General features: G+C 63.1%; 25 protein-coding genes. 18 read left to right on the top strand and 7 right to left on the bottom strand.

The annotated features are described in order from the left end of the window. The first annotated feature begins 8 nt into the window (after positions 1 to 8). The 12 genes from GCT13_RS12970 (at position 9) to GCT13_RS12915 (ending at position 13,130) form a co-directional block, all read left to right on the top strand. Entirely contained in the window at positions 9 to 1,745 is a 1,737-nt protein-coding gene (locus GCT13_RS12970) for a GspE/PulE family protein (RefSeq protein WP_152758529.1), read from the top strand. Beyond that, entirely contained in the window at positions 1,726 to 2,691 is a 966-nt protein-coding gene (locus GCT13_RS12965) for a hypothetical protein (protein WP_227746813.1), read from the top strand. The genes GCT13_RS12970 and GCT13_RS12965 overlap by 20 nt, the downstream gene beginning before the upstream one ends. Next, positions 2,688 to 3,218, top strand: a complete 531-nt coding sequence (locus GCT13_RS12960) for a hypothetical protein (protein ID WP_152758527.1) — start codon at positions 2,688 to 2,690, stop codon at positions 3,216 to 3,218. Before GCT13_RS12965 ends, GCT13_RS12960 begins: the two co-directional genes overlap by 4 nt. An 11-nt stretch (positions 3,219 to 3,229) precedes the next feature. Continuing rightward, complete coding sequence (locus GCT13_RS12955; RefSeq protein ID WP_152758871.1) at positions 3,230 to 3,796, top strand: hypothetical protein; 567 nt, start codon at positions 3,230 to 3,232, stop codon at positions 3,794 to 3,796. Continuing rightward, positions 3,793 to 4,401 carry a hypothetical protein gene (locus GCT13_RS12950; protein ID WP_152758525.1) on the top strand — a complete coding sequence of 203 codons (609 nt, stop codon included), beginning with the start codon at positions 3,793 to 3,795 and terminating at the stop codon, positions 4,399 to 4,401. The genes GCT13_RS12955 and GCT13_RS12950 overlap by 4 nt, the downstream gene beginning before the upstream one ends. 98 nt (positions 4,402 to 4,499) lie before the next feature. Further along, the gene (locus GCT13_RS12945) at positions 4,500 to 6,704 is read left to right on the top strand and encodes a secretin N-terminal domain-containing protein (RefSeq protein WP_152758869.1); all 2,205 of its coding nucleotides are present in this window, start codon (positions 4,500 to 4,502) and stop codon (positions 6,702 to 6,704) included. Positions 6,705 to 6,707: 3 nt separating this feature from the next. Further along, positions 6,708 to 7,253 (top strand): type II secretion system protein, encoded by a 546-nt coding sequence (locus GCT13_RS12940; protein ID WP_152758523.1) that lies wholly within the window; start codon positions 6,708 to 6,710, stop codon positions 7,251 to 7,253. A gap of 22 nt (positions 7,254 to 7,275) precedes the next feature. Continuing rightward, positions 7,276 to 7,668: a type II secretion system protein gene (locus GCT13_RS12935; RefSeq protein ID WP_152758521.1), complete on the top strand. Its 393-nt coding sequence runs from the start codon at positions 7,276 to 7,278 to the stop codon at positions 7,666 to 7,668. After that, entirely contained in the window at positions 7,665 to 8,288 is a 624-nt protein-coding gene (locus GCT13_RS12930) for a type II secretion system protein (RefSeq protein ID WP_152758519.1), read from the top strand. Before GCT13_RS12935 ends, GCT13_RS12930 begins: the two co-directional genes overlap by 4 nt. Before the next feature lie 290 nt (positions 8,289 to 8,578). Beyond that, the gene (locus tag GCT13_RS12925; RefSeq protein WP_152758517.1) at positions 8,579 to 9,964 is read left to right on the top strand and encodes a sigma-54 dependent transcriptional regulator; all 1,386 of its coding nucleotides are present in this window, start codon (positions 8,579 to 8,581) and stop codon (positions 9,962 to 9,964) included. Between the two features lie 886 nt (positions 9,965 to 10,850). Beyond that, a complete protein-coding gene (locus tag GCT13_RS12920) occupies positions 10,851 to 11,894 on the top strand; it encodes a glycosyltransferase family 2 protein (protein WP_152758515.1) in 1,044 nt (347 codons plus the stop codon). A 207-nt stretch (positions 11,895 to 12,101) separates the two neighbouring features. Further along, entirely contained in the window at positions 12,102 to 13,130 is a 1,029-nt protein-coding gene (locus GCT13_RS12915; protein WP_152758513.1) for a Gfo/Idh/MocA family protein, read from the top strand. Positions 13,131 to 13,174: 44 nt separating this feature from the next. On the opposite strand, the gene GCT13_RS12910 is transcribed toward GCT13_RS12915, so the two are convergent. The 3 genes from GCT13_RS12910 to tauA all read right to left on the bottom strand — a co-directional run bounded on the left by GCT13_RS12910 (position 13,175) and on the right by tauA (position 15,880). Next, positions 13,175 to 13,939 (bottom strand): ABC transporter permease subunit, encoded by a 765-nt coding sequence (locus GCT13_RS12910; protein WP_407670787.1) that lies wholly within the window; start codon positions 13,937 to 13,939, stop codon positions 13,175 to 13,177. Positions 13,940 to 14,036: 97 nt separating this feature from the next. Further along, positions 14,037 to 14,819, bottom strand: coding sequence for a taurine ABC transporter ATP-binding protein (locus GCT13_RS12905; protein WP_152758508.1), 783 nt, complete (start codon positions 14,817 to 14,819; stop codon positions 14,037 to 14,039). A 50-nt stretch (positions 14,820 to 14,869) separates the two neighbouring features. Then, entirely contained in the window at positions 14,870 to 15,880 is a 1,011-nt protein-coding gene (gene tauA, locus GCT13_RS12900; protein ID WP_152758506.1) for a taurine ABC transporter substrate-binding protein, read from the bottom strand. Positions 15,881 to 16,134: 254 nt separating this feature from the next. Here tauA and GCT13_RS12895 point away from each other — a divergent pair, with 254 nt between their 5' ends. Further along, complete coding sequence (locus GCT13_RS12895) at positions 16,135 to 16,692, top strand: carboxymuconolactone decarboxylase family protein (protein WP_152758504.1); 558 nt, start codon at positions 16,135 to 16,137, stop codon at positions 16,690 to 16,692. Between the two features lie 37 nt (positions 16,693 to 16,729). Continuing rightward, positions 16,730 to 17,575 carry a helix-turn-helix transcriptional regulator gene (locus GCT13_RS12890; RefSeq protein ID WP_152758502.1) on the top strand — a complete coding sequence of 282 codons (846 nt, stop codon included), beginning with the start codon at positions 16,730 to 16,732 and terminating at the stop codon, positions 17,573 to 17,575. Positions 17,576 to 17,598: 23 nt separating this feature from the next. On the opposite strand, the gene GCT13_RS12885 is transcribed toward GCT13_RS12890, so the two are convergent. From GCT13_RS12885 to gcvA, 3 genes are all read right to left on the bottom strand, one after another. Continuing rightward, positions 17,599 to 18,315, bottom strand: a complete 717-nt coding sequence (locus GCT13_RS12885) for a GNAT family N-acetyltransferase (RefSeq protein ID WP_152758867.1) — start codon at positions 18,313 to 18,315, stop codon at positions 17,599 to 17,601. Positions 18,316 to 18,423: 108 nt separating this feature from the next. Then, entirely contained in the window at positions 18,424 to 18,717 is a 294-nt protein-coding gene (locus GCT13_RS12880) for a muconolactone Delta-isomerase family protein (protein WP_321574321.1), read from the bottom strand. 168 nt (positions 18,718 to 18,885) lie between these two features. Then, the gene (gene gcvA / locus GCT13_RS12875; RefSeq protein WP_152758500.1) at positions 18,886 to 19,809 is read right to left on the bottom strand and encodes a transcriptional regulator GcvA; all 924 of its coding nucleotides are present in this window, start codon (positions 19,807 to 19,809) and stop codon (positions 18,886 to 18,888) included. A gap of 140 nt (positions 19,810 to 19,949) precedes the next feature. On the opposite strand from gcvA, the gene leuC reads away from it, so the two are divergent. From leuC to GCT13_RS12855, 4 genes are all read left to right on the top strand, one after another. Continuing rightward, positions 19,950 to 21,380 carry a 3-isopropylmalate dehydratase large subunit gene (gene leuC, locus GCT13_RS12870; protein WP_321574320.1) on the top strand — a complete coding sequence of 477 codons (1,431 nt, stop codon included), beginning with the start codon at positions 19,950 to 19,952 and terminating at the stop codon, positions 21,378 to 21,380. Position 21,381: 1 nt separating this feature from the next. Next, positions 21,382 to 21,972 carry a 3-isopropylmalate dehydratase small subunit gene (gene leuD / locus GCT13_RS12865; RefSeq protein ID WP_152758496.1) on the top strand — a complete coding sequence of 197 codons (591 nt, stop codon included), beginning with the start codon at positions 21,382 to 21,384 and terminating at the stop codon, positions 21,970 to 21,972. A gap of 40 nt (positions 21,973 to 22,012) precedes the next feature. After that, positions 22,013 to 23,083, top strand: a complete 1,071-nt coding sequence (leuB, locus tag GCT13_RS12860) for a 3-isopropylmalate dehydrogenase (protein WP_152758494.1) — start codon at positions 22,013 to 22,015, stop codon at positions 23,081 to 23,083. Between the two features lie 100 nt (positions 23,084 to 23,183). Next, positions 23,184 to 24,602 (top strand): MFS transporter, encoded by a 1,419-nt coding sequence (locus tag GCT13_RS12855; RefSeq protein WP_152758492.1) that lies wholly within the window; start codon positions 23,184 to 23,186, stop codon positions 24,600 to 24,602. A 208-nt stretch (positions 24,603 to 24,810) separates the two neighbouring features. Here the strand turns inward: GCT13_RS12855 and gspG are convergent. Further along, positions 24,811 to 25,169, bottom strand: a 359-nt coding sequence (gene gspG, locus GCT13_RS12850) for a type II secretion system major pseudopilin GspG (protein WP_152758490.1), incomplete at its 5' end; no start/stop codon positions are given.

The raw sequence follows: 25,169 nt of genomic DNA, 5'->3' as shown, positions 1-25,169 counted from the left end.
AGGGCGTCATGGATACGGCGAGCATCGCGAACGGCATCGACGGCACAGGCAGCGTCGATCTGCGCGATGCGCTGCGCGTGCTCGCCGAACGGCATGGCTCGGGCCTGCGCGCGCTCGAAGACCTGCTGTCGCAAACATCGGCGAGCCCGGACGAAGTGCTCGCGCGACTCGCAGCGCAATGTCACATGCAGCCCGTCACGATGCAAAGGCTGAACGGCATGCAGCCGGACTTCGACGTCATGCCGTTCGTCGAGGCGACGACGCGTCTGTGCATCTGCTTTCGCGATTCCGAAGCAGGCGATTCCGAAACGCGACAGGGTCTGCTGTTCGTGATCGCCGATCCGCTCGACCGGCGCACGCGCGGCAGCGTCGAGCAGCGCATGCGCGCGCGGCCCACGGTGCCTTATCGATGGGCGCTCGCGAGCGTCGGCGATATCACCGCATGGCTCGCGGTGCGCGAGAAAGACGTGCGCGCGATGGACTCGCTCGCGCTCGACCAGACGAGCCAGCACGCCGCCGACCCCGCGTCGCTCGCGTTGACGCTGCAGGGCATCAGCAGCGACGACAGCGCCGTCGTGCGCCTGCTCAACTCGACGATCTACGACGCGCTGAAGATGATGGCGAGCGACATTCACCTCGAATGCCGCGCCAACGGGCTGATGATCAAATGCCGCGTCGATGGCGTGCTGACGGTGGTCGGGCGCGTCGAAGGGAGAGATGTCGCCGATCAGGTGCTGTCGCGCGTGAAAGTCATCTCCGAACTCGATATCGCCGAACGGCGCGTGCCGCAGGACGGGCGCTTCAAGGCCGTCTACGCGGGCCGCGAAATCGACTTCCGCGTGTCGATCATGCCGAACCAGTTCGGCGAGGACGCGGTGCTGCGCATTCTGGACCGCTATCAGCTTTCGCAGGCATCGGGTGGGCTCACGCTCGAAGCGCTGGGGTTTCAGCAGGACGACACGCGCTTCATGCGCACCGTCGCCGCGATGCCTTACGGCATGTTGCTCGTGACAGGGCCGACGGGCAGCGGCAAGACCACGACGCTCTACGCGATCCTCACGGAGATCAACGACGGCCTCGAAAAAATCGTGACCATCGAGGACCCCGTCGAATACCAGTTGGGTGACATCCTGCAGATTCCCGTCAACGAGGCAAAAGGATTGACCTTTGCGCGCGGCCTTCGCTCGATTCTGCGTCACGACCCCGACAAGATCATGGTCGGGGAAATCCGAGATCCGGAGACGGCGCAGATCGCGGTGCAGGCAGCGTTGACGGGCCACCAGGTCTTCACGACCGTGCACGCGAACAACGTGTTCGACGTGATCGGCCGCTTCACGAACATGGACGTCGATCCGTACAGCTTCGTGTCGGCGCTCAACGGTGTGATCGCCCAGCGGCTGTTGCGGCAGTGCTGCCCCGATTGCGTGACCGAGGATGCCGTCGATGCCGACACGCTCGCGCGCTCGGGCATCGATCCCGATTCGGCGGGCGGCTATCTGTTCCGGCGCGGCACGGGATGCGCGGCGTGCCGTGGCAGCGGTTATCGCGGGCGCCGTGCCGTCGCCGAGGCGCTGCGCATGGACGATGAACTTCGCCAGTTGCTTTCGGAGCGCGCGCCGCTCACGCAGATCAAGGCAGCCGCATTCCGTCAGGGCATGCAGACGCTGCGCGGGGCGGCCGTGAAGCTCGTGCAGAAAGGCGAGACGACGCTCGAGGAGATCAACCGTGTCACCATGGTCGAATGATTCGCCGAGCGGCAGCGTCAACGTCGGCATCGGCACGCGCGAGATTGCCGTGGGTCCGCGCGCGTCACGTTCGTTGCGCTGGACGCATTTTCGCAAGACAGCGCCGGCGAGCCCATCGCGCAGCGTGCTGATGCCCGACGCGCAGCGCTTCACGGAGACGGGCGTATTCGACGCGTTGCGCGCTGCACTCGCACCGATATCCGATGACGGCGCACCGCCCGCAAAGCAGGCGCCTTCGCGAAACCGTGGCGCGTACATCGTGCTCGACGACTTCTGGGGCAATCACGCGATATTGCGTGGCGACTTCCGCACGCTGCGCACGCGCGAGATCGACGAGATCGCACGTGCGCATTTCGTCGATACGTATGGCGTCGATGCCGATGCGATCGTCGTGCGCGCCTGTGCGCAGCGCGGCGGTCGCGCGGTGTTCGCGAGCGCGTTGCCGCGCACGCTGGTCGGTGGAATACGCGAGACGGGTAGGGGCGTGGGCGTCGATGTCGAGGCGCTGAAACTGTGCCTGCCGGAAATGCTCAATCGCACGCTGAACCGCATGCCTCGGGCGAACGCGATGCTCGTCTTCGCAGCCGATGCGTTGATGCAGGCCGTGCTGATCGAAGCGGGCCACTGGGTAGGCTACGATGCGCAGCGCCTCTTCGACGGCGACGCAGACGATCCCGCGCGCATCGCCTCGCTCGCGGAGCAGGCGTTCGAGCGCTGCGCGGAAGGTTCGAAGGCAAAACGCCAGGACTGCGCGCTCGGCTTGTACGGCTTCGACGTCGATCACGCGCCGCTGCAAGCAGGCTTTGCGAGCGTGACCGTGCTTGCGCCATCCGCTGCGGATACAGGTAATGAGACGTGCACAGGCAACGAGACGGGCGCAGGCAACGAAGCAAGCGACAGGACAGGCCCAAGCTTTGCATGCCGTCTGCTGGAGTACGCGCAATGATCGAGCCGCTTCACATCGACTTCGCTCGCAACCGGCCGCGCCTCGCGCTGGCGGGACTCGTCGTGCTGGGCGTTGCCGTCGCGCTGCTGCTCGCGAGCGGCGTGCTGCTGTGGCGGGCCTACGACGACAACGATCGCGTCCAGGAGCGGCTCGAAGAAACGCGGCACCGGCTGTTCGCGAAGACGCATCCCGTCAGGGCGCAGCCCACGCCCGCTGCGATGCATGCGGAAAAGCAGAGTCTCGCCGTGTTGCGCGAGCTGACCGTGCCGTGGCAGGACCTGCTGTCGATCCTCGAAGACTATCCGGACCACGACGTCGCGTTGATCGGCATCGACCACAATCCCGTGCAGAGCCAGATACGCATCACGGCGGAAGCGAAAAACTTCGACGCGATGATCGCGTACCTGCGCTACCTGCAATCGAGCAAGCTGCTGCGCGAGGCCGTGCTCAACGATCACGAGATCGAAGCCAACGTTCCGGGCACGCCTGTCCGGTTTCAGATCACCGCCGTATGGAGTCGTTCATGAACGAGCCGCTCATGAACGCCGATTCCGTGCGCGAGCGCCTTCTTACGTTGCGCTTCGAGCTGGTGCGCCGCTTCGGTGTGCCGGGACTGGCGGGCGTCGTGTTGCTGTGCGCGGCGGCCGTCGTGGCGAATGGCGCGATGCGCATGCAAGCCGGGACGCGCGATCTGTCGAACGAAGTGAGCCCCGCGCGAGCCGCGAAGAAACCGGACGTTGCCGGCGATGCGCGCGCATCCACCGATGCAGCGATGCTGGAAACCTTGCCCGATCTCTTTCCGCGCTTTGCCCATAGCGCGGACGACATCGCCGCGATACTCGCGCGTGCCAGCGAGAACAACCTGACCGTCGGGTCCGCCGAATATCTCGTCGTCGCCGACTCGGGCGGACGGTATGTCCGCTATCAGATGCTGCTGCCCGTCAAGGATCAGTACGGCGCCATCCGGCGTTTTCTTGCATCGGTGCTGAACAACCTGCCGAACGCGGCCTTGCGCGAGATACACGTCGAACGGCCCGCCGTCGACGGCAGCGTGCTCGATGCGCGGGTCCGGTTCGAACTCGTCTACGGGGCGGCGCGGCCATGAACCCGAATCTCGTTCGCCGTGGTGTGCTCGGCCTGTGCCTGATCGCAACGATCGCGCTCTCGGTGAAGGAGTGGCGGGCGTCGCAGGGTTCGGCGGCGATGGCGGCCGTGAATCCCGCGCGTCATGGAGCAATGCTGCCGTCTTCGTCCGCGCGCGCCGCGACGAAAGAGCGCCGGACGAAAGCGTCGGGAAACACGGCGAACCGAGCAGGCGCGGCCACGCCGTCCGTATCGCATGCAGCGGATACGCCGGGCGACAGGCTCGCGGCATTGCGCAAGCCGATGTCGCTCGAATCGCGCAACAACCCGTTTGCCGCATCGTCATGGCTGCCGCCGCCTCCTCCCGTGGTGCAGGCGCCGCCCGAACCTCCGCCGCCGCCGACCGCACCGCCCGTGCCCTATGTGTACCTCGGCAAGCTGGATGGATCGACGCTCAAGCCGCGTGTATTCCTGAGCAGCGGCGACCAGTTGCTGATCGTGTCGCAGGGCGAAATCGTCGATGGACAGTATCGCGTCGAATCGATTTCCGACGGCGATATCGTGCTGACCTATTTGCCGCTGAATCAGAAGCAGATCATCTCCATACCAGGTGAAGGAAAACAATGACAGCCGCACGCAGCCGCCATGAGAGCCGCAACGGGGACAGCGGCTTGCCGACGCGCTATCCGCCCGACCCAGCGTCCCCTGCGCGCCGTTCGCGAGGCATGCCTCGCATGAAGCGGCAGGCCGCGTGCATCGCGCTGGCCGTGCTGGCGCTGGGCGGCTGCGTGACGCCGCCCGCGACGCGCCAGAACGATCCCACCAACGCGCAATTGCAGATCGATTATCTGCACGACCGCGACGCTCGCGTGAATGCGCTGCTCGACGATGCGGAAGCGTACCGCGCGAGCTACCAGTACGACCTCGCCGCGCAGAAGCTGGGCCAGGCTTACCAGATCGATCCGACGAGCGAACGCGGCCGCAAGATCGGCGCGGCCGTCGACCGCGACCGGCGCGATCTCACCGCGTTGCAGGAAGCCGACCGCATGATGCAGCGCGGCTCGTACGCGCTCGCGGAACAACGCGTGCATCGCGTGCTCACGCAGAACCCGACTAATCCGATGGCGCAGCAGATGCTCAAGGAGATTCAGGACAAACGCAATCAGCAGCGCGCGCTGAAGGAGGAGAAGATCGCCGCGTCGTCGATCATGCGTACGCCCGTCACGCTGCAGTTCCGCGATGCCAACGTGCGCATGGTGTTCGAAGCGCTGTCGAAAACGACGGGCCTCAATGTGATTTTCGATCGCGACGTACGCGCCGACCTGAAGACGACGATCTTCGTGACGAACGCGACGCTGCAGGACACCGTCGACATGATCCTGATGCAAAGCCAGCTCGACAAGAAACAGTTGAACGCGAATACGCTTTTCATCTATCCGGCGACGCCGGCAAAGGAACTCGAATATCAGGAGCTGAAGGTGCGCACGTTCCAGTTGTCGAACGTCGACGCCAAGCAGATTCAGGGCTTGCTCAAGAGTCTGCTCAAGCTGAAGGAAGTCGTGGTCGACGAACGCGCGAACACCGTGACGATACGCGGCACGCCCGATACGATCCGCGTGGCCGAGGAGATGATCGCCGCGCAGGATATTCCCGAGCCCGAGGTGATGATGGAAGTGCAGGTGCTCGAAGTCTCGCACGACCGCATGACGGACCTCGGCATCGAATGGCCGAATACGTTCACGATGGCGACGCCCGCGACGGCTAACACATGGGGAGAGTTGCATCATTTGCCTATCAATGCGCTGAATGTGAGCGGGCTGTCGGCGACGGCCAACTTCAAGCTCAGCGACACCGACGCCAACCTGCTCGCCAGTCCGCGCATCCGCGCGCGCAACAAGGAAAAGGCGCGCATCCTGATCGGCGACAAGGTGCCCGTGATCTCGAGTTCGAGCACGCCGAGCACGAGCGGGCCGTCCTATACGCAGATGGTCCAGTACCTCGACGTCGGCATCAAGCTCGAAGTCGAGCCGCAGGTCTATCGGGACGGCGATGTCGGCATCAAGCTGAACCTCGAAGTGAGCAACATCACGAAGGTCATTCAGAGCGACAGCTCGCAGGCGGGGCTGACGACGCTCGCGTATCAGATCGGCACGCGCAATGCGTCGACGAGCCTGCGCCTGCGCGATGGCGAAACGCAGATTCTCGGCGGGCTGATTTCCGATCAGGACCGCGAGACGGCCGACAAGGTGCCGGGCCTCGGCCAGTTGCCCGTGCTCGGGCGGTTGTTCTCCAATCACAACGGCGATCGCGTGAAAACCGAAATCGTGCTGCAGATCACGCCGCATATCGTGCGTCCGCAGACAGCCGCCGATGCGGATACGCAGGAAGTGTGGTCGGGCACCGACGTCAACGTGCACGCGGACCAGTTGCGGCTCGATCCCGTCGTCGCGGAACTGGAGCCGCCCGCGCCGAGCCCCGTGATCCGCAAGCCGGGCAGCGTGGGTGGGGGCACGACGGGACGCGCGGCCGCCACGCCGCACAGCAGCACGCAGAACCAGCCGGGGACGCCGTCCGCCAGCGCGTTTGGCCAGCCGCCCGTGCAGCCACGTACGACGCCGCCACCGCAGCCCTACGGCGGGCGCTATTCGACCTTGCCTCCGCCGCCTTCGGCGGGCGGTGCCGCGCCGCCTGCCAACGAAGGCGCGCCGCCGCCTGCCGGGCAGGGCGCGGGCGAGGCGCCGGCGGGCAGCGAGAACGGCAACGCCAATGTCGGCGCGCCATCGAACGCTTACGCCGCGCCCGCCGCGCAGGGGGCACCGCCGCCTCCGCCCGCGCCCGCTGCGCCAGCGCCGCCGCCGATGCTCGTGATGCCGCCTGGAGACATGCCCAGCGACAACCCGCTGCGCTCGATCCAGAACGGCGGGTACTAGACGATGTTTTGCGTCAAGCGTCCCGACCGTGTGCGCCGCGCGCGTCGAGCGGGGCAGTGCGGCTTCACGCTGATCGAACTCGTGGTCACGCTCGCGCTTGTCGGCATTCTCGCGCTCGCTATCGTGCCGTTTTCTCAGCTGATCGTGCAGCGTGAAAAGGAACAGCAGTTGAGCGCGGCATTGCGCGAGATCCGTACTGCGCTCGACGCGTACAAGGAAGCGAGCGACACGGGACTGATCGAACGCGAAGCGGATGCGTCGGGCTATCCGCCTTCGCTCATCGTGCTGGTCGATGGCGTGAAGAACGTCAAAGACCCCAAAGGCGGGCTGCTGATGTTTCTGCGCCGCGTGCCACGCGATCCTTTTTTTACGGGCGAACCGGATACGCCACCCGAAGAGACGTGGAACGTGCGCGCGTTCGGCGAGCCGCCTGCGCATGCCGATGACGCGGACCCGTCCGCGCCCGGCACGGCAGGCAAGGACGTGTTCGATGTCACGTCGAAGTCGGATCGCGTCGGCATCAACGGCATTCCTTATCGACAGTGGTGAGGGGACAGCGGTGAGCGCGATCATGAAAGGCAACGCCATGCGCCGGCTTTGCGCCGGCTTCACGTTGATAGAACTCGTCGTCGTGATGGCGATCATCGGCCTCTTGCTGACCATCGCGCTGCCGCGCTACATGCATAGCATCGATCGCGGCAAAGAGCAGGTGCGCGCGCAGAATCTCGCGGTCATGCGCGATGCAATCGACAAGTACTACGGCGACAACGGCGCGTATCCCGACACGCTCGACGAACTCGTCACGCGCCACTATTTGCGCGCGATTCCCGTCGACCCCGTGAATGGCGACGACAAGTGGGCGGTCGTCGCTTCGCCGGACGACAGCAAAACGGGCGTCTACGATATCGTGCCCGCAAGCGGCCCGCAGGGCGCAGCGTCGGATGCAGCGGGAGCGGGTCAATGAGCTTCTTCGCGACGCGCGGCCGTAGCGGACGTTCGCCAGGCGCGCGAGTCGCGCGCGAACGCGGCCTCGTGATGCTGACGCTGCTGATCGCGTTGATGCTGCTTTCCATCGCGCTGATGGGCGCGCTCGACGTATGGTCGCTTCAACGCAAACGGGAAACCGAACAACAGCTGCTGTTCGTCGGCAACCAGTACCGCATCGCGATACTGCGCTACTACCGCGCAGGACGCGCGCTGCCCGCATCCATCGACGATCTGCTCAACGACACGCGCTTTCCCGAGCCGCTGCATCATCTGCGGCGAGCGTACGCCGATCCCGTCAGCGGACAGAACGATTGGGTCTACCTGTACGAGGCCGGCCGGATAGCCGGCCTGCACAGCAGTTCGACGGACGCGCCGATCAAGCGTTCGCGTTTTCCCCGGCAGTTCGAAGACTTCGAAGGGCAGCAGACCTATGCGGGCTGGCAATTCTTCTATATGCCGCCGATGCCGCGCTCCAACTCCAACCTCGATACGCATCCAAAGAAGCCGAGACCCGGCTCGCTGGATGCACCATTCGATCCGATGAACGATGGCCTGACGCGTTTCACGCCGCGCAGCATGGGCACGTCGAATTGGTAATCGGCATCAAGCTCATTGAAATGCGGCTTTAAGCATTCGAGCGTCGTAGAATTGACGTCCGGATTCCGTTCCGGTTTCTCATCGTGCGCACACGAGCGCTTCGTTATGCGGTCTACCGCACACTTCTCTAGCGATTTAGCCGCGAGAACACCTTCTTTCACGGAATAAGAAAAAGATCTTAAGGCGTTCTTCAGCTTCGCTAGCCGACACTTCCTTTACAGTACATTTTCTCTTTCTTATCAAGGCGATCAGTTTTCCTTTCTAGTTCGGGCCGGCCGGAGAGGCTTCATATGGACGCGGTGACGAGAAAGCTCTATCACGTTTGCCGTGGGAACCGCGCGTTGCCGGACGCGGTGCTGCCGCACGACGGGTGGAACATCGACAGGATCGACGTCGGCGCGCGAACGAGGCATCGGACACGGCTTGCAGCGGGAGCGGGAGGGGTGATCGATCTCGCGTCGATGAAGTTTCCGCGCGACATGGAAGCGCTCACCGATGTGATCGCCTCACGCGATGTGGGCTGGGTTGCCGCGTTGCGGCCCGAGCAACTCGAAGACAAGGCGATCCGCTCGCTCGTGCGAGGCCGCTGCATGAGCTATATCACGCTGCCCACGACAGTCGACGAGCTCGGACATGCGGTAGGACACGCGCGCGGCATGTGCTTGCTGGCGGAGCCGATAGCCGCGCATCCGTGGACGGTGATGGATGGCGAGATGATTGGTTCGTCGGAGGCGATGCTCCAGCTCGTTCGCACGATCCGCAAGGTCGCGATATGCAACGCGCCCGTGCTTATCCAGGGCGAGTCGGGGACGGGCAAGGAACTGACGGCACTGTCGATTCACCGCTATTCCGCGCGACGGCATGCGCCGTTTGCCGCGATCAATTGCGGTGCAATACCTGAGCATCTCGTCATGTCCGAACTGTTCGGCTACGAGCGTGGCGCATTCACTGGCGCGAACGAGCGTAAGACGGGACGCATCGAAGCGGCAAGCGGCGGTACTGTCCTTCTCGACGAGATCGCCGATCTGCCGATGAAAAGCCAGGCGAGCCTGCTGCGGTTCTTGCAGGAACACAGCATCGAGCGGTTGGGCTGTAACGGCTCGATCGACGTCGACGTGAGAATCGTCTGCGCGACCCATGTGGACCTGAAGCAGGCGACGTTGGAAGGCCGATTCCGGGAAGATCTCTATCATCGGCTGAGTGTGCTGCAGATCGACGAGCCGCCGCTGCGCGCGCGAGGTGCCGACGTCGAGCTATTGGCGCGGCATTTGCTCGATCAGTTGCGCGCAGATTCATGCCGCCGGATTCGCGGCTTCTCCGACGACGCGATTCGCGCGATGCGCGCGCACGATTGGCCCGGCAATGTTCGCGAACTGCGCAATCGCGTGTGGCGCGCTGTCGTGCTATTCGACAATCCGGTGATTACGGCAAGCGACCTGGGCCTTGCGCACTATGTCGGCGCGCGTACGGTATCGCTCGATCAGGTGCGGCGCCGCGCCGAACAGCACGCAGTCGAAAGGGCTCTGATGCGTCATCGCGGAAGAGTCGCGGACGCGGCCCGCGAACTCGATATTTCGCGCGTCACGTTGTACAGGCTGCTCGAGTCGTACGGATTCGATATTGCGGCTTTTCTGAGCGTCATACGCGCTGATGTTTCGCTGACAACGGTGCGATAGTCAGGGCACCGCGTGAGAGACACCGTTGCGAACGGACACGCGTATTCCTTCTCGCTAGTTCAGAGTGTTGTTTATTCCACTCGCGTCCTGTTGCGTGGCCGCAGTCGCATCCCGTCCTCGCCTGACCGCTGCAATGTGGCAGCAGAGAGGTCGCGACCATGACAAGGGCCGCCCCGCCGCGAACTGACACTGACGGGATATTCGGCCAGACTTCTCGCGATATGAGCGCAGTGATCCGCTTCTTCGATTGATTCTGTATTCGCAGGCTGTTGGCGTGTTCTTTTGATAACAGTTTGCTGCGCGTTGTGGCGCGCTTGACGCAGTGCGGAAAAGACTCTGACACAGCGCAGCAAGCGACACTCCCGCATGAAAGAAAACGCCACGCGGCGCAATGCGTTCCGACGCAAACTGCACCGCAAGACGTTCGAGCGCCGCGCGCACGATGTCGCTCTTCTCGACGTCGTGCAATGTCATCACGTATAGGGGCGCTCACTTCAGCGCCGGGTGAAAACAGGCGCAAATGTCTGACAGGAAGGCGCAAAACGTTGAGGTTCTCGATAGCTCGCCGTAAGGCCAGATGCTAATCTTCATGAGCTATGACTCACGCGTTCCCGATCGGCCTTGTGCGTCGTTGGCGGTTTGTTCTGCGCCCACGCGGAAGGGGACATATGACATGTCCTGTACTACCTCGGTCCGGTAGACGCGCCGCATCGGAGGCGGTCGAGCGGACGTATCTGGCTTGCCATCGCCATTTCGCTCGCTGAACGTTCCTTTACGCATCTGGCATTTGCAGCGGGCTCGCTCCCGCAAGGCGGCCGCTAACGTTGCGCCGTTCTACGCTACCGCCACATCCTTGCAACCCTGCTTCAGGACCGAGACCGAGACCATGAGCTTAACGGGTGAACACACAACTTCAAGGAGCCCTCCGGGCGAATTCGCCCGCATCGAAGAACGCGGCACGAATCGCCTGATCATTCCCGCGCCGACGCCTCCTCCTTCTGTCAGTGTCATCATGGCCAACTTCAATGGAGAGAACTGGATCGGAGAAGCCATCGAATCGGTCAAGAGACAGAGTCTGGCGGACTGGGAACTCATCGTTGTGGACGATGCGTCGACTGACGCAAGCGTGGAGATCGTCCGTGCCGCTGCCGATAACGACCCACGTATCGTTCTGCTGACCTCGTCGTCCAACGCGGGGCCGTCGGTCGCGCGCAATCGCGCGCTGACGTGCGCGCGGGGACGCTGGATCACAATCCTCGACAGCGACGACGCGTTCGCGGAAGGACGCCTCGCATCGTTGCTTGCCAAGGCGGAGGCGGACGGCGAAGGGATAGCAGCGGACGACTTGCTCATCATGAACGAGAGCGGTTCGCTCACTGGACACTCGCTACTCGACCTCAAAACCGCCAGGACTTTCGATGCGGTCGCGCTTGTCAACGCGCCGCACCTCGGCTATCTCCAGCCCATGATCAAGGCTGAACTCTTAGGCGATCTTCGTTATGACGCGCGGGTTCGCTCTGCGGAAGACTTCGATCTTCTATTGCGCGTGCTGGTGAAGCACGATGCACGTATGGTTGTCTATCCGGCCATGGGTTATCACTATCGGCGACGTGATGGTTCGCTCTCCACTGACAAGTCCGCGGACCGACCCGCGCTCCTGGGCATGCTCGAAGCGAATGCACGTTTTCGCGCATCGCACGCTCTGTCCGGAAGGTTAGCCGACGCGTGCGCGCAGCGGCATCGATCACTCGAAACCTCGCTTCGCTGGCTCGATGTCACCGAGGCGATTCGTCAAAGGCACTTCGCGGCAGCCCTTAGGCACACAATGAATCATCCCCGGGTTTTGAGTTGCGCGGTGCAATTCGTCAAGAAGCGCGTTTATCCTCTGATACTCAGAAGCAATCGCCGTGTTAAGACTTTAGGCCTGTGAGTAGAGAGTCGAGCAGGACCGTATTCCTCTCGGGGTGATGTTCCTTTCGTGACAAGACGAGAGAAATAGTGCACAGCGCGACTCCCGTAATTTTGGCGGCACGACACGTGTGCCCAAACAAGCGCTGAGCGTACACTGGTGCAGATAGAGGTTGTGGGTGCGCCCGTTCAATCCAATTCTAACGTACGGAATTCGAAAGGACCTGTCATGGCAAAGGATGCGATTGTCTGGGGAATCTTGGGCACGGCAAAGATCAACGACAAGGTCGTTGTGCCCATGCATAGGGCGCCGAAATGCCACGTAAAGGGCATTGCGTCGCGATATCCGCAGAAGGCTCGGGAAGCCGCGGCGAGATATGGCCTGGCTGTCGCGTATGACAGTTACGAGGCACTGCTGGCAGACCCGGAAATCGACGCGGTGTATATCTCATTGCCTAATCACATTCACATGGAATGGACGATCAGGTCCGTCGAGGCCGGCAAGCACGTCCTGTGTGAAAAGCCGATCGGGCTGGATGTTGGACAGGCTGAGCGCCTTATCGCTGCGCGTGACAAGAACGGCCGATACGTGCAGGAAGCATTCATGGTTCGCACGCATCCGCAATGGCTAAAAGTGCGGACGTTAATCGAAGAAGGCGCCATTGGCGAATTGCGGGCAGTGACAGGAGGCTTTACCTATTACAACACCGACCCGGGCAATATCCGCAATCAGAGTGAACTTGGCGGCGGTGGCCTTCTGGATATCGGCTGTTATCCCATCACGACTTCACGCTTCATTGTTGGGCGTGAGCCAAAGCGGGTGGTCGCGCTGATGGAGCGAGATCCGACGTTCGAGGTGGACCGGCTTGGCTCTGTGCTGATGGATTTCGACGGCGTGCAGACAAGTTTCTTTTACTCCACCCAGATCCACAATTACCAGCGCATGCAGTTTCACGGCACCACGGGCCGGATCGAGGTCGAGATTCCGTTCAATGCACCGAATGATCGGCCGACGCGTCTGTTATTGAGCGAGCGCTCGGGTGCAGGAGTCGATACGCAACGCTGGCTGGAACTACCGGTGTGTGATCAATATGGGGTGGCAGCCGCAGTGTTCGCAGAAGCGATATTGAGCGGAGAACCACAGGCTATTCCGCTTGAAGACGCGCGCTCGAATATGCGAGTGATCGATGCCGTTTTCCGCTCGGCCCAGTCGGGCTGTTGGGTGAGCATTCAGGACATTCAAAGCTCGCTTGAATGAGCGCGGTCCCCAATGCCGCTTTGCGCTCTTCGATGACTGTCCTGTTAGTTCTCCGCATGCCACGGAGTGAGCTTGCGTTGCAGCCATCGCAATCCCAGTTCGAGGGCCAGGGCAATGGCGCCGATCACCAGAATTCCGGCAATCACGACGTCGGTGACGAGAAAGCGGGAGGCGGAATAGACCATGAAGCCGAGCCCGCGCGTTGCAGCAATCAGTTCGGCGGCGACGAGCGTCGACCATCCGGCGCCTAGCGCGATTCGCAAACCCGTCAGTATTTCGGGCATTGCGCCAGGCAATACCACGTGAACGAGCAGCTTGAACCGTGTTGCGCCGAGCGATGCGGCGGCGAGCAACCGGCTCTTCGCGACGCGGCTGGCGCCCGATGCGGTCGCGATCGTCAGTGGCGCGAAGATGGTCAGATAGATGAGCAGTACCTTCGACAGTTCTCCGATGCCAAACCAGATCACCATCAACGGCAGATACGCGAGCGGCGGAACAGGGCGATAGAACTCGATCACCGGGTCGAGCGCGCCGCGCGCTATCTTGCTGGTCGCGATCGCAAGTCCGGCGGGGATGGCCGTGACCAGCGCGAGTACGAACGCGAGCGCGATACGCGACAGACTGGCCTCCAGATGCTGAATGAGCGTCGCGTCATCGAAGCCGTCAGTCCACAACTGGCCCAGCTTGCGGACGATTGCCTCGGGCGTCGGCAGCAGTACGGGAGGAAACCATTGGAGGTGACTCGCAAGCCACCACGCCGAGAGCAGCGCCAGCACGGTAATCAAGGTAGCAGCATGTCCGCGGTCGATTCGAACGATGCGGGTTCGCGCAGGTGTGGACGTGAGTCCGGACTCATCGCCAATGTTCGACGGTGGGCCTGCGTGGGTGTTCTTGAGCGACGACATGTCAAGCCTCCTGCGTCTCGCGCACAAGCTGATCGAGCAGTTGCATGTGGATCGCCGTGAACTCCGGGTCCGTGCGAATGGAACGGATCGACTCGCCGGCTGCGTAACGTCGTGCGAAGTCGAGCCGATGCCGCTGCACGACCCGTCCTGGACGAGGCGAGAGAATCAGCAGTTCGGTGGCGAGCAACACGGCCTCCTCGATGCTGTGAGTGATCAGAAACACGCCCTTGCCCGTTGCTTGCCACACGTCGAGCAGCAGCGTCTGCATGTGTTCGCGCGTCAACGCGTCGAGTGCGCCGAGAGGCTCGTCCATGAGCAGGAACGAAGGATCGGCGGCGAGCGCACGCGCCAGTCCCACGCGTTGACGCATGCCGCCCGAGATCTCGTTGATCCTGTGATGCCCGAACCCGTCGAGCTTCACGAGCCGCAAAACTTCCGCAGCGCGCGCATTACGCGCTGTGCGACCGACGCCTCGCATGCGCAGTCCGAGGCCGACGTTGTCCAGCACGTTAAGCCATGGCATCAATGCATCGTCCTGAAACACCACGCCGCGATTCGCGTCGGGCCCGTTCACGGGTTTGCCATCGCTCGTGACGCGGCCGGACGTCGGCGCCTGGAAGCCGGCCAGCAACGACAGCAGCGTGCTCTTGCCGCAACCGGATGCCCCGAGTGCGACGACGATTTCTCCGCTGCGCACCGACACGGATGCGTCCTGCAAGGCGGTCAGCGGGCCGCGCGCCGTTTCGTAGACAACGGTGGCGTGATGTGCACTCAGTTCAGCCATGGTTTGCGCGCTGTTCCGTTCAGTCAATGAGTTCGGGCGTTGCGATACCGTTACTTCGACGTGGCAGCAGCCGTCACGAAGCGCGTCGTGACGGCGGCACTGTAGTCAGGCAGTATCTGGTCGATTTTCTTTTGCTCCTGGAGAAAGCGCGCGGTCGCTGCCACGGCTTTTGCGGTGCCTCCGCCAAGCAGCGTCGGCGCTGCCTGTTCGGGCGCCGTCGGATAGACGTTGCCCGCGAGCAGTTGCGGTACGTCCGATGCATTTGCGCCGCTAAGCTTTGAAATGGCTGCGACCTGCTTCGAGCCCGAAGTCCATGTCTTGCCGTTTTCCCGATAGTCCGAAATGGCATTCAACGTCACGGACACGAACTTCGCGACGAAATCGGGATGTGCCTGGGCGAAGTCCCTGCGCACAGCCCAAAGATCGAACGTCGGCGCGCCCCACTTTCCGACTTCCGTCGAATCGACGAGGACGTGACCCGACTCCTTTGCTTTGCCGAGCGCGGGGTCCCACGTATAGGCCGCGTCGATGTCGCCACGCGTCCACGCCGCGATGATTTCAGTGGGTCCAAGATTGACGATGCGCACCTGGTCGGACTTGATGCCCCAGTGCTTCAACGCCGCGAGCAGGCTGTAATGGCTGGTCGATACAAAGGGCGTTGCAATCGTCTTGCCGATGAGATCCTTTGGCTTGTCGATGTGCGCACCATTGCGCACGACGAGTGCTTCCGAGCCTCCCGTCAACGCATTCAGCACGACCGCTTCAATCGGCACTCCACGGCTCACGGCGGCCGAGAAAGGACTTGAGCCGACATCGCCGATCTGGATATCGCCGGAAGCGAGTGCGGCTACGATGTCCGCGCCCGTACCGAAGCGCCGCCAGTTGATCGTCCAGCCCGTTGCTTTCTCATACGCTGCGCTGGCCTGAGCGAGCTTCGCAGGATCGGCGCCGTACTGATAGGCGATATTGACGGTGTCCGCGCGCGCCGCGGTGCCATGGATGAGCAATGTTGCCAGCACTGCGTTTGCAGCGATAGCCTGGACGAAACGTTTGATGTTCATGGAAGATTTCTGCTCAGTTGGAGATGAAAAGAGGTTAGCGCGTGGAGAGCCGGCCGCGAACCAATGAATCGTCAGTTGCATATGCGGCCTGAAGCATTGTGGCGCGTAGTCGTGCGGAGGTTTTATTGCGCGTTCACTTCTTTGCAAATGCCGCACGGCGATTACATCCGATGTAATTGGTGTGCAGCACAACGTTCTCTACTCTTTGGCTGTCGCGCCGCCAATCCGGTGGCGCTTACCGTCAAGGAGATACCATGTCCAGCTATCCCGTTCATACGATCGAATCGGCCCCTGCACAATCGAAGCCCGTGCTCCGGCAACTGCAGGAGGCTTTTGGGCTGATCCCGAACATTGCGGCCGCAATGGCCACATCGCCGGTATTGATCAACGGGTTCATCGGCCTGTTTGAGCGCGTGCATGCAAGTAGTTTGACCGAGCCGCAAATCCAGACGTTGCTGCTGACCAACGCGGTCACGAACGCGAGCGAGTGGCCTGTCGCGTTTCATACCGCGCTTGCATTGAAGGAAGGCGTACGCCCCGCCGATGTCGATGCGATCCGGCAAGGCGAGCTGCCTGATGACGCCGGACTGGCCGCGCTGTCGATGCTCGCGCGCACGCTGATCGAAAAGCGTGGCCGCCTTGCCGATGCGGACCAGCGACGTTTTGTCGAAGCCGGGTTCAGCGCCGAGCAACTGCTAGAAGTCATTGCGGTGGTTGCAGCATCGACTATCACGAACTATGTCGCCAGCGTGACTAGGCCGCAACTCGATGCACCGTTCGAGGCGTTCGCCTGGCGTGCGCCCATCGCGTGAGTCCGCTATAGTCGTTCGCGTTGATCGGGGAAATCGAATGAACGTCACCAGTCGCGATCGGAAAGCGCCGCCGGGCGAACTTGGCAGCTTGTTGCGCTATTGGCGCGACATGCGTGGCGTGAGTCAGCTCGATCTGTCGCTCGACGCAGGTGTCTCGCAGCGGCAGATCAGCTTCATTGAAAGCGGGCGTAGCGTGCCGGGCAGGGAGACCTTGCTGACGCTCGCGCAAACGCTCGATGTGCCGCTGCGCGAGCGCAATGCACTGCTGCTCGCGGCTGGATATGCACCGATGTATTCGGAGGCGCCGTGGAACGCGCAGGAGATGCACAGCGTGATTCGCGCGCTCAAGCGCGTTGTTCGCCAGCACGAACCGTTTCCCGCGATCGTGATGGACCGGCACTGGAACGTCCTGATGACCAACGACGCGGCGCCACGCTTTTTCAACTGCTTCATTGACATGGCTTCGCGTGAAGGCCCGCGCAACATGCTGCATCTGATGTTCGATCCGCAGGGAATGCGTCCGTTCCTGGCCGACTGGGACACCGTTTCGCGCAGCCTGTTGCAGCGGGTGTACCGGGAGTCGGTGGGTCGAGTGATCGACGACGATACCGCGCGTCTGCTCGACGAACTGCTCGCGTATCCCGACGTCCCGCGCGACTGGAAGAGCTGGCGCGCGCCCGCCGCGGGGCCAGCGATGCCGATGATTCCGCTCGGTTTCGTCAAGGAGGGCGTCGTGCTTCGATATTTCTCGATGGTCACAAGCGTCGGCGCACCGCAAAACGTTGCCGCGCAGGAGCTACGTCTCGAATGCATGTTCCCTGTCGACGATGCAACGGAAGCGCGCCATCATGCGATGCTCGCGGCGCATTCGCAGGAACGCTGAGCGAATTGCAGAGGTCCGCTCCGCTAGCTTTGCACGCGGTCGAGCCCGGTGAGATGCAGCTCACGCCTGTCGATAAACCCCAGCGTGCGGTAGAGCGAAATTGCGGTCCGGTTCGAGGTGTAGACGTGCAGAAAAGGCGTCTCGCCTCGCGCAGTGATGGTTGAGATCAGCAGCCTCATCAGGCTCGCGGCATAGCCTCGCCCGCGAAACGCCGCATCGACGCAGACAGCGCTGATCTCCGTGAACCCGTCGAGCCTCATGCGCTCACCCGCCATCGCGACCAGCTCGTCCTGACTGCGAACGCCAACATAAGATCCGAGTTCGATGGTGCGCGGTCCAAACGGGCCAGGCTTGGTCGCGGTGGTCAGCGTGAGCATCTCGGGAACATCGGCAACGGCCAGTCTCACGTGCTGCAACTCATCCTGTCGATCGAGCCTGCCTTGCCAGATCATCTGCAGCACGACGGCACGCCTTATGACGGAAAAGCCGGGCGGAGGAACGATCTCGTCCGTCGTGACCAAAGTAACGGGACCTTGCGCCTCGATGAGAGAACGCAAAGCCGCAAACGATTCCGGACTGGAGTCGGCCGTCGCGGCAAACGGCGCGACGTCGGCCAGATAGCGGATTGCCCCACCATCGCCGAGTGCAAAGCGTTGATGCGTCGCGACGAGCGCGTTCCAAACCACATGGTCGAGAGGATGAATTCCGCTCGCGTTCCTTTTTGCTTCGGCTTCAGACATCGCTTTCTCCATCGAGGTGTGGGGCAGCGCTTCCCGTCGCTCTTCCAGGCGTTCGATCATCGCGATGCTGATCGCACAGCGTTCATCACGTCGGCGCTGCCCCAGTACTTACTTCTTTTGAATCAGGCGGCCCAGCGGCGCGAGCGGGCCGACAGGCGTCAGTTCGAACGTCATGAAGCCGCCTTCCGTCAGCGGCAGTTCGCCCACTGTCGCCTTTGCTTCATCGATCGACTCGACGTCCATCAGAAAGAACACGCCGGGGCGGTCCTGGCGAAACCAGAACTGCTCGATCTTTCCGTCGAGATAGAGCTGGAGAGTATGGGGGACTTCCTTCGCCATGAGCTGCGGCTGTTGTTCCGGGGTGGGCGGGGTCGTGATCGTTCCGACAGCAAAAACCTTCACAGTGATCTCCTTTCAACGTTCCGTTGCGACGTGCAACGGTGATCACTCTAGCTTTCGGGTACGGAAAACAGTATCGTCGTAAATGACAACTTTGGGGGCATTTGCGCCACGCGCGATGTTTGCGGCCGCCGGAAAAGACCCGCGCAGAAAAACCGCTCGGTGCATCGTTCACGAATTGCGATTCGCCGCAGCCAGGCTTCGCTCGTACGCGTCGGCTTCTTCCATCAGCCACGCTTCGAACGCCATCAGTTGTGGCGACCTGGAACTGACGAGCGCGCATGCAAGGTAGTAGGCGCCGGGCGTGGTCACTTGCAGGTCGAACGGCGCGACGAGCTTTCCGCTCGTCAGATCGTCTTCGATCAACGCGCGCACCGCGATCATCACACCGAGATTGTCGATGGCCGCCTGATAGGCCAGCGCGGCATTGTCGAAGTCGACGTGTCCCGCGCCGTCCAGCTCGGTCAGTCCCGCCTCGACGAGCCAGCGCGACCAGTCCATCGGCCGGTTTCGCGACGACAGCAACGTGTGCCGCGCGAGATCTCCGGGTTCGGCGAGCGCGGGCCCGCGTTGCAACAGAGCGGGGCTGCAAACGGGCGTCAGCACTTCACGAAAGAGCCTTCGATGCCCCTGCCCCTCAGGCGGATACGGATGCGAATGCACGGACACGTCGATGTCTTCGAGCCGGAAATTCGCGGGCTCGTGCGACGTGACGATCTGGATCGCGATCTTCGGATGCCGCGCGTGAAAGCGCGCCAGACGCGGCACGAGCCAGCGCATCGCGAAGGTCGGCGGCAGCTTGAGGCGCAGCACGGACCCGTCCGCTTCGTCGCGCAATTCGCGCGTCGCGTAGTCGATCTGGTCGAACGCGCTGCTCAACGCACGGATGTAGGTCTCGCCCTTGCGCGTCAGTTCGATGCCGCGCGGCGTGCGCAGAAACAGCTTCACGCCGAGCCAGTCTTCCAGCAGCGATACGTGACGGCTCACAGCGCCTTGCGTGACGAGCAGTTCCTTCGCCGCGCCCGTGAAGCTCGAATAACGCCCCGATGCTTCGAACGCGCGCAACGCATTGAGAGGTGGCAGTTTTCGTCGCATGTTTCGCCATGAGTTTTCTTGATGGTGGCCATGATATATCTGTCGTTGTAAAGAGTGGGGAAGCGCCTAACATCGTCTCACCGATGCGGCTCGGGCAAACCAGCGTCCAGCCACGCAGAGAAAAAACGGAGACGAACACAGTGACACGCACCACTGGCGCACCCCGCACGCTGTTCGACAAGATCTGGCAGACGCATCGCATCGTCGAGCGTGAGGACGGCCAGAGCCTGCTCTACGTCGACAGCCACTTCATTCAGGACGGTTCCGCGCCCGCGTTCGAGATGCTGCGCGAGCGCGGCCTCAAGGTGCGGGCGCCGCAGCGCGCCTTCGCCACCGCCGATCACTACGTGCCCACGGACAGCCGCGATCTCGCCAGCATCGCGGACCCCGAAAAGCGCGCAATGGCGAATGCCCTTCGCAACGACAGCAACGAGCATGGCATCGCTTTCTACGGTCTCGACGATGTGCGTCAGGGCATTGTTCATGTAGTTGGGCCGGAGCAGGGCATGAGCCGCCCGGGCATGCTGATCGTGTGCGGCGACAGCCACACGTCCACGCATGGCGCGCTCGGCGCGCTCGCGTTCGGCATCGGCGCCACGGAAGTCGCGCACGTGCTCGCGACGCAAACGCTGTGGCAGCGCAAGCCGCGCACGATGCGCATCGTGCTCGACGGCGCGCTTGCGCCCGGCGTCAGCGCAAAGGATGTGATTCTCGCGATCATCGCGCGCATCGGCGCGGGCGGCGCGACGGGTCACGTGATCGAATATGCGGGCTCGGCCATCTCCAGCCTGTCGCTGGAGGGGCGCCTGACCATCTGCAACATGTCGATCGAAGCAGGTGGCCGCGCGGGCATGATCGCGCCCGACGACATCACCTTCGACTATCTCGCAGGCAGGCCGCATGCGCCGCAACGCGAGCAGTGGGAGCGGGACGTGGCGCGCTGGCGTGCGCTCGCGAGCGACGACGGCGCATCGTTCGACAAAGAGGTGTCGGTCGACGTAAGCACGCTGCGTCCGATGGTGACGTGGGGCAACAGCCCCGAGGACGCGCTGCCCATCGACGCGCGCGTGCCCGATCCCGCGAGCGCACCGAACGCGGAGCGCCGCGCCGCGATGCAGCGCACGATCGATTACATGGGACTTACGCCGGGCATGCCGCTCGATGGTCTTGCGATCGATCGCGCGTTCATCGGTTCGTGCACGAACGGGCGCATCGAGGATCTGAAGGCGGCGGCAGCCGTTGTGAAGGGGCGCAAGGTCGCGTCGTCGGTGGAGGCGTGGGTCGTGCCGGGCTCGGGACTGGTCAAGCGCGAAGCGGAAGCGCTCGGCCTCGACCGCGTGTTCCGCGATGCGGGCTTCGAATGGCGCGAAGCGGGCTGCTCGATGTGCCTCGGCACTAACGGCGACATCGTTGCGCCGGGGCAGCGCAGCGCTTCGACGACCAATCGCAATTTCGTCGGCAGGCAGGGCCCCGGATCGCGCACGCATCTGATGAGCCCCGTGATGGTCGCGGCCGCTGCGCTGAGCGGACGACTCACCGATGTGCGGCCGTTGCTTGCGGAGGCTCGCTGATATGGAACCGTTCGTTCGTCTCGATGCCGTCGCGCTGCCGATCGCGCGCCCGAACTGCGATACCGATCAGATCCTGCCCGCGCGCTATTTGCAAAAGCCGCGCTCCGACGACTTCGGCGCCTATCTGTTCCGTGATCTTCGCTACTACGCGGATGGCACCGCGAACGAATCGTTCGCGTTGAACCAGCCCGCGTACCGGCCCGCGCGCATTGTCGTGGCGAAGGAGAACTTCGCGTGCGGATCGTCGCGTGAGCATGCGGTGTGGGCGCTTTACGACTACGGCATGAGAGCCGTCATCGCGCCGAGCGTGGGCGACATCTTCGCTTCGAACGCGGCAAAAAACGGCTTGCTGATCGTGTTGCTTCCCGCCCACGTGGTCGACGGCATGATCGACAGGATCGAAGCGGAACCGGGCCTGCACGTCACGGTCGATCTCGAAGCGCAGACCGTGTCGACGTCGGCTGGCGACACGCACGCGTTCTCCATCGACGCATATCTGAAGCGTTGCCTGCTCGAAGGGCTCGACGAACTCGGCTTCACGCTCACGCAGATCGAACGCATCGAAGCGTTCGAACGCGACTACGCGTCGTAAAGCGACACCATCCACTCAACCGGAAAGCAAGGGAACGCATATGAAAGTCGCGGTACTCGCGGGAGACGGCATCGGCAAGGAAGTGACGGCACAGGCGCTCAGGATATTGCAGGCGGTCGTGCCGAAGAGCGCGGGACTCGAAGTCGAGCATGCGCCCATCGGCGGCGCGGGCGTGGAAGTGGCGGGCGATCCGTTGCCTGCTGAGACACTAGAGGTCGCGCGGCGCTCGGACGCGATTCTCTTTGGTGCGGCAGGCGAACCCGGCGATGAAAAGATTCCGTTCGACATGCGTCCGGGCGCGAGCCTGCTGCGTCTGCGCAAGGCACTCGATCTCTTCGCGAACTTTCGCCCCGCTTTCCTGTTTCCCGAACTCGCGAATGCATCCAGCCTGAAGCGCGAAGTCGTCGACGGTCTCGACATCGTGATCCTGCGCGAACTCACGGGCGATCTGTACTTCGGCGAACCACGCGGCGTGAAGAACGAAGGAGGCGAGCGCATCGGCATCAATACGATGCGCTACAGCGAATCCGAAGTGCGACGCATCGCGCACGCGGCGTTTCGCGCGGCGCGGCAACGGCAGCGCAAGGTGTGCTCGGTCGACAAGGCGAACGTGCTCGAAACGATGCAGCTGTGGCGCGGCGTGATGACGGAAGTCGGCAACGAATATCCCGACGTCGAGCTCACGCATATGTTCGTCGATGCCGCTGCAATGATGCTGATGCGCAATCCGCGCCAGTTCGACGTGATCGTGACGGGCAACGTGTTCGGCGACATTCTCTCGGACGCCGCCGCGATGCTCACGGGCTCCATCGGCATGCTGCCTTCCGCGTCGCTCGGCGAAGGCGCCTTCGGTCTGTACGAACCGGTGCACGGCACGGCGCCGGACATCGCGGGCAAGGACATCGCCAATCCGCTCGCGGCGATTCTCTCCGTCGAGATGATGCTGCGCCTGTCGTTCGATCTCAACGACGCGGCCGACCGTGTGCGCCGCGCGGTGAGCACGGTGCTGGCGCAAGGCTATCGCACGGCGGACATCTATCAGCCCGGCACGCGCAAGGTGGGCACGCGCGAGATGGGCGATGCGGTAGTGACCGCGCTCGAACGGCATTGAGAACGACGCTGAACGTTACGATGCGCCCAGCCCGCCGCGCGCGGGCTTCATAAGAAAGAGACATCGCGGCGGCCAACGAGCCTGCTGCGCGGAGACGACGATGACAGACATCTACGCGGACACAGCGACCGTCAGGGTCGCGGATTCGTATGCCGGGCAAGTCGCGTCCCGGCTCGATCGCTTGCCCTTCACGCGCACGCTCTGGTGGTTCGTGTTCCTCATTTCGCTGGGCGGCGTGTTCGAGCTCTACGATCTCTTCATGACCGCGTATATCGCGCCGGGGCTCGTGAAAAGCGGGCTGTTCAGCACGAGCCCGGCCGGCTTCTTCAGCGTCAACGGCGTGGGCTTCTTCGTGTTCTGCACGTTCGCGGGCATGTGGCTCGGCTGCATGGTGTTCGGCTCGATCGCGGACCGGCTCGGCCGGCGCTCGATGTTCACGTTCTCGCTCGTCTGGTATTCGATCGCTACCGCGTTGATGGCGTGTCAGACGAGCGCGGAGGGCGTCGATATCTGCCGCTTCATCGCGGCCATCGGCGTGGGGCTGGAGCAGGTCACCATCGATACGTTCCTCACCGAACTCGTGCCGCCGCAAGGGCGCGGCAAGGCATTCGCGTTCTATCAGTTCATCGAGTTTCTGATCGTGCCCGTGGTCGCGCTGCTCGGCTGGCTGCTCGTGCCTGTCAGTCCGTTCGGCATCGATGGCTGGCGCTGGGTCGCGGGCATCGCGTCGGTGGGCGCGATTGCCGCGTGGTGGCTGCGTCTCGGCTTGCCGGAAAGTCCGCGCTGGCTCGCGCTGCATGGTCGCGACGAAGAAGCGGAGCGCATCATGCGCGATCTCGAAACGAAGATCGCGCGCGACGCGGGCGTGGCCGCGCTGCCGAAAGCGCCGCCCGCCGAAGCCGTCGTCGGCGACGGCAAGTTTTCCGAACTGTTCAAGGGACCGTATGGCAAGCGCACGCTGGTGCTGTCCGTGTTCAATCTGATGCAGACCATCGCGTTCTACGGCTTTGGCGCATGGGTGCCGACCTTGCTCATTTCAAAGGGCATCCACGTGACGACGAGCCTGCAATACTCGTTCATCATCGCGCTCGCGAATCCCGTCGGGCCGCTGCTCGGCATCTGGATCGCGGACCGCATGGAGCGCAAATGGCAGATCGTCAGCGCGGGTGTGGGCATCGGCATCTTCATGCTGATCTTCGCGCGGCAGACCGAACCGATGTGGATCATCACGTTCGGCGTACTTGTCACGCTGTTCAACAACTGGATCTCGTTCGTCTTTCACGGCTTTCAGGCCGAGCAATATCCGACGCGTATCCGCGCGCGAGCCATCGGCTTCGTGTATTCGTGGAGCCGCGTGAGTGCGGCCGTCGCCGGTTTGCTGATCGGCTTCTTTCTGCACGAGGGCGGAACGCTCGGCGTCGCGATGTTCATCGGCGCGGCGATGCTCGTGATGATCGTCGCGGTGGGCGCGTTCGGGCCGCGCACGCGCAATCGACGTCTCGAGGATCTGTCGCGCTGAGCCAGCAAGACGGGCAGTTTCGCAATCAGCGCGACAACGATCCAGGGCAGCGCCGCGCGCGATCGCCGATATTTGACAGGGGCGGCGACGCATAACGGATGATGCATCCGCTGGCGATCCGCTAACGCGCGATCATGAGCCGTGGCGCCTCGCCTTGCGTGCGCATGTCGCGCACGCTACCCTGCGAGTTAACAGAAGCAAACGACGCCTACTGCCACGAGCCGACGTCGGCATCGTTGCCTTCGCCACCCGGCTTGCCGTCCGCGCCGTAGCTGAACACGTCGATCTCGCCGTGCACGCCCGGATTCAGGTACTGATACGTATTGCCCCACGGATCGTTCGGCAGACGCTCGAGATAGCCGCCGTCCTTCCAGTTGTTCGGGATCGGGTCCGTGGTCGGCTTTTCGATCAGCGCGCGCAGGCCCTGCTCCTGGGTCGGATAGCGGCCGTTGTCGAGCCGGTACAGCTTGAGCGACTGCATGATGGTGCCGATGTCCTGCTTCGCCGCCACGCGGCGCGCTTCGTCCGGACGGCTCATGATCTTCGGCACGATCAGCGCGGCCAGAA

Origin of the sequence: Paraburkholderia franconis (genome assembly GCF_009362735.1) — a bacterium.
Lineage (GTDB): Bacteria > Pseudomonadota > Gammaproteobacteria > Burkholderiales > Burkholderiaceae > Paraburkholderia > Paraburkholderia franconis.
Note: the sequence above shows the minus strand (reverse complement) of the source record. Positions and strands in the feature narration are given on the sequence as shown.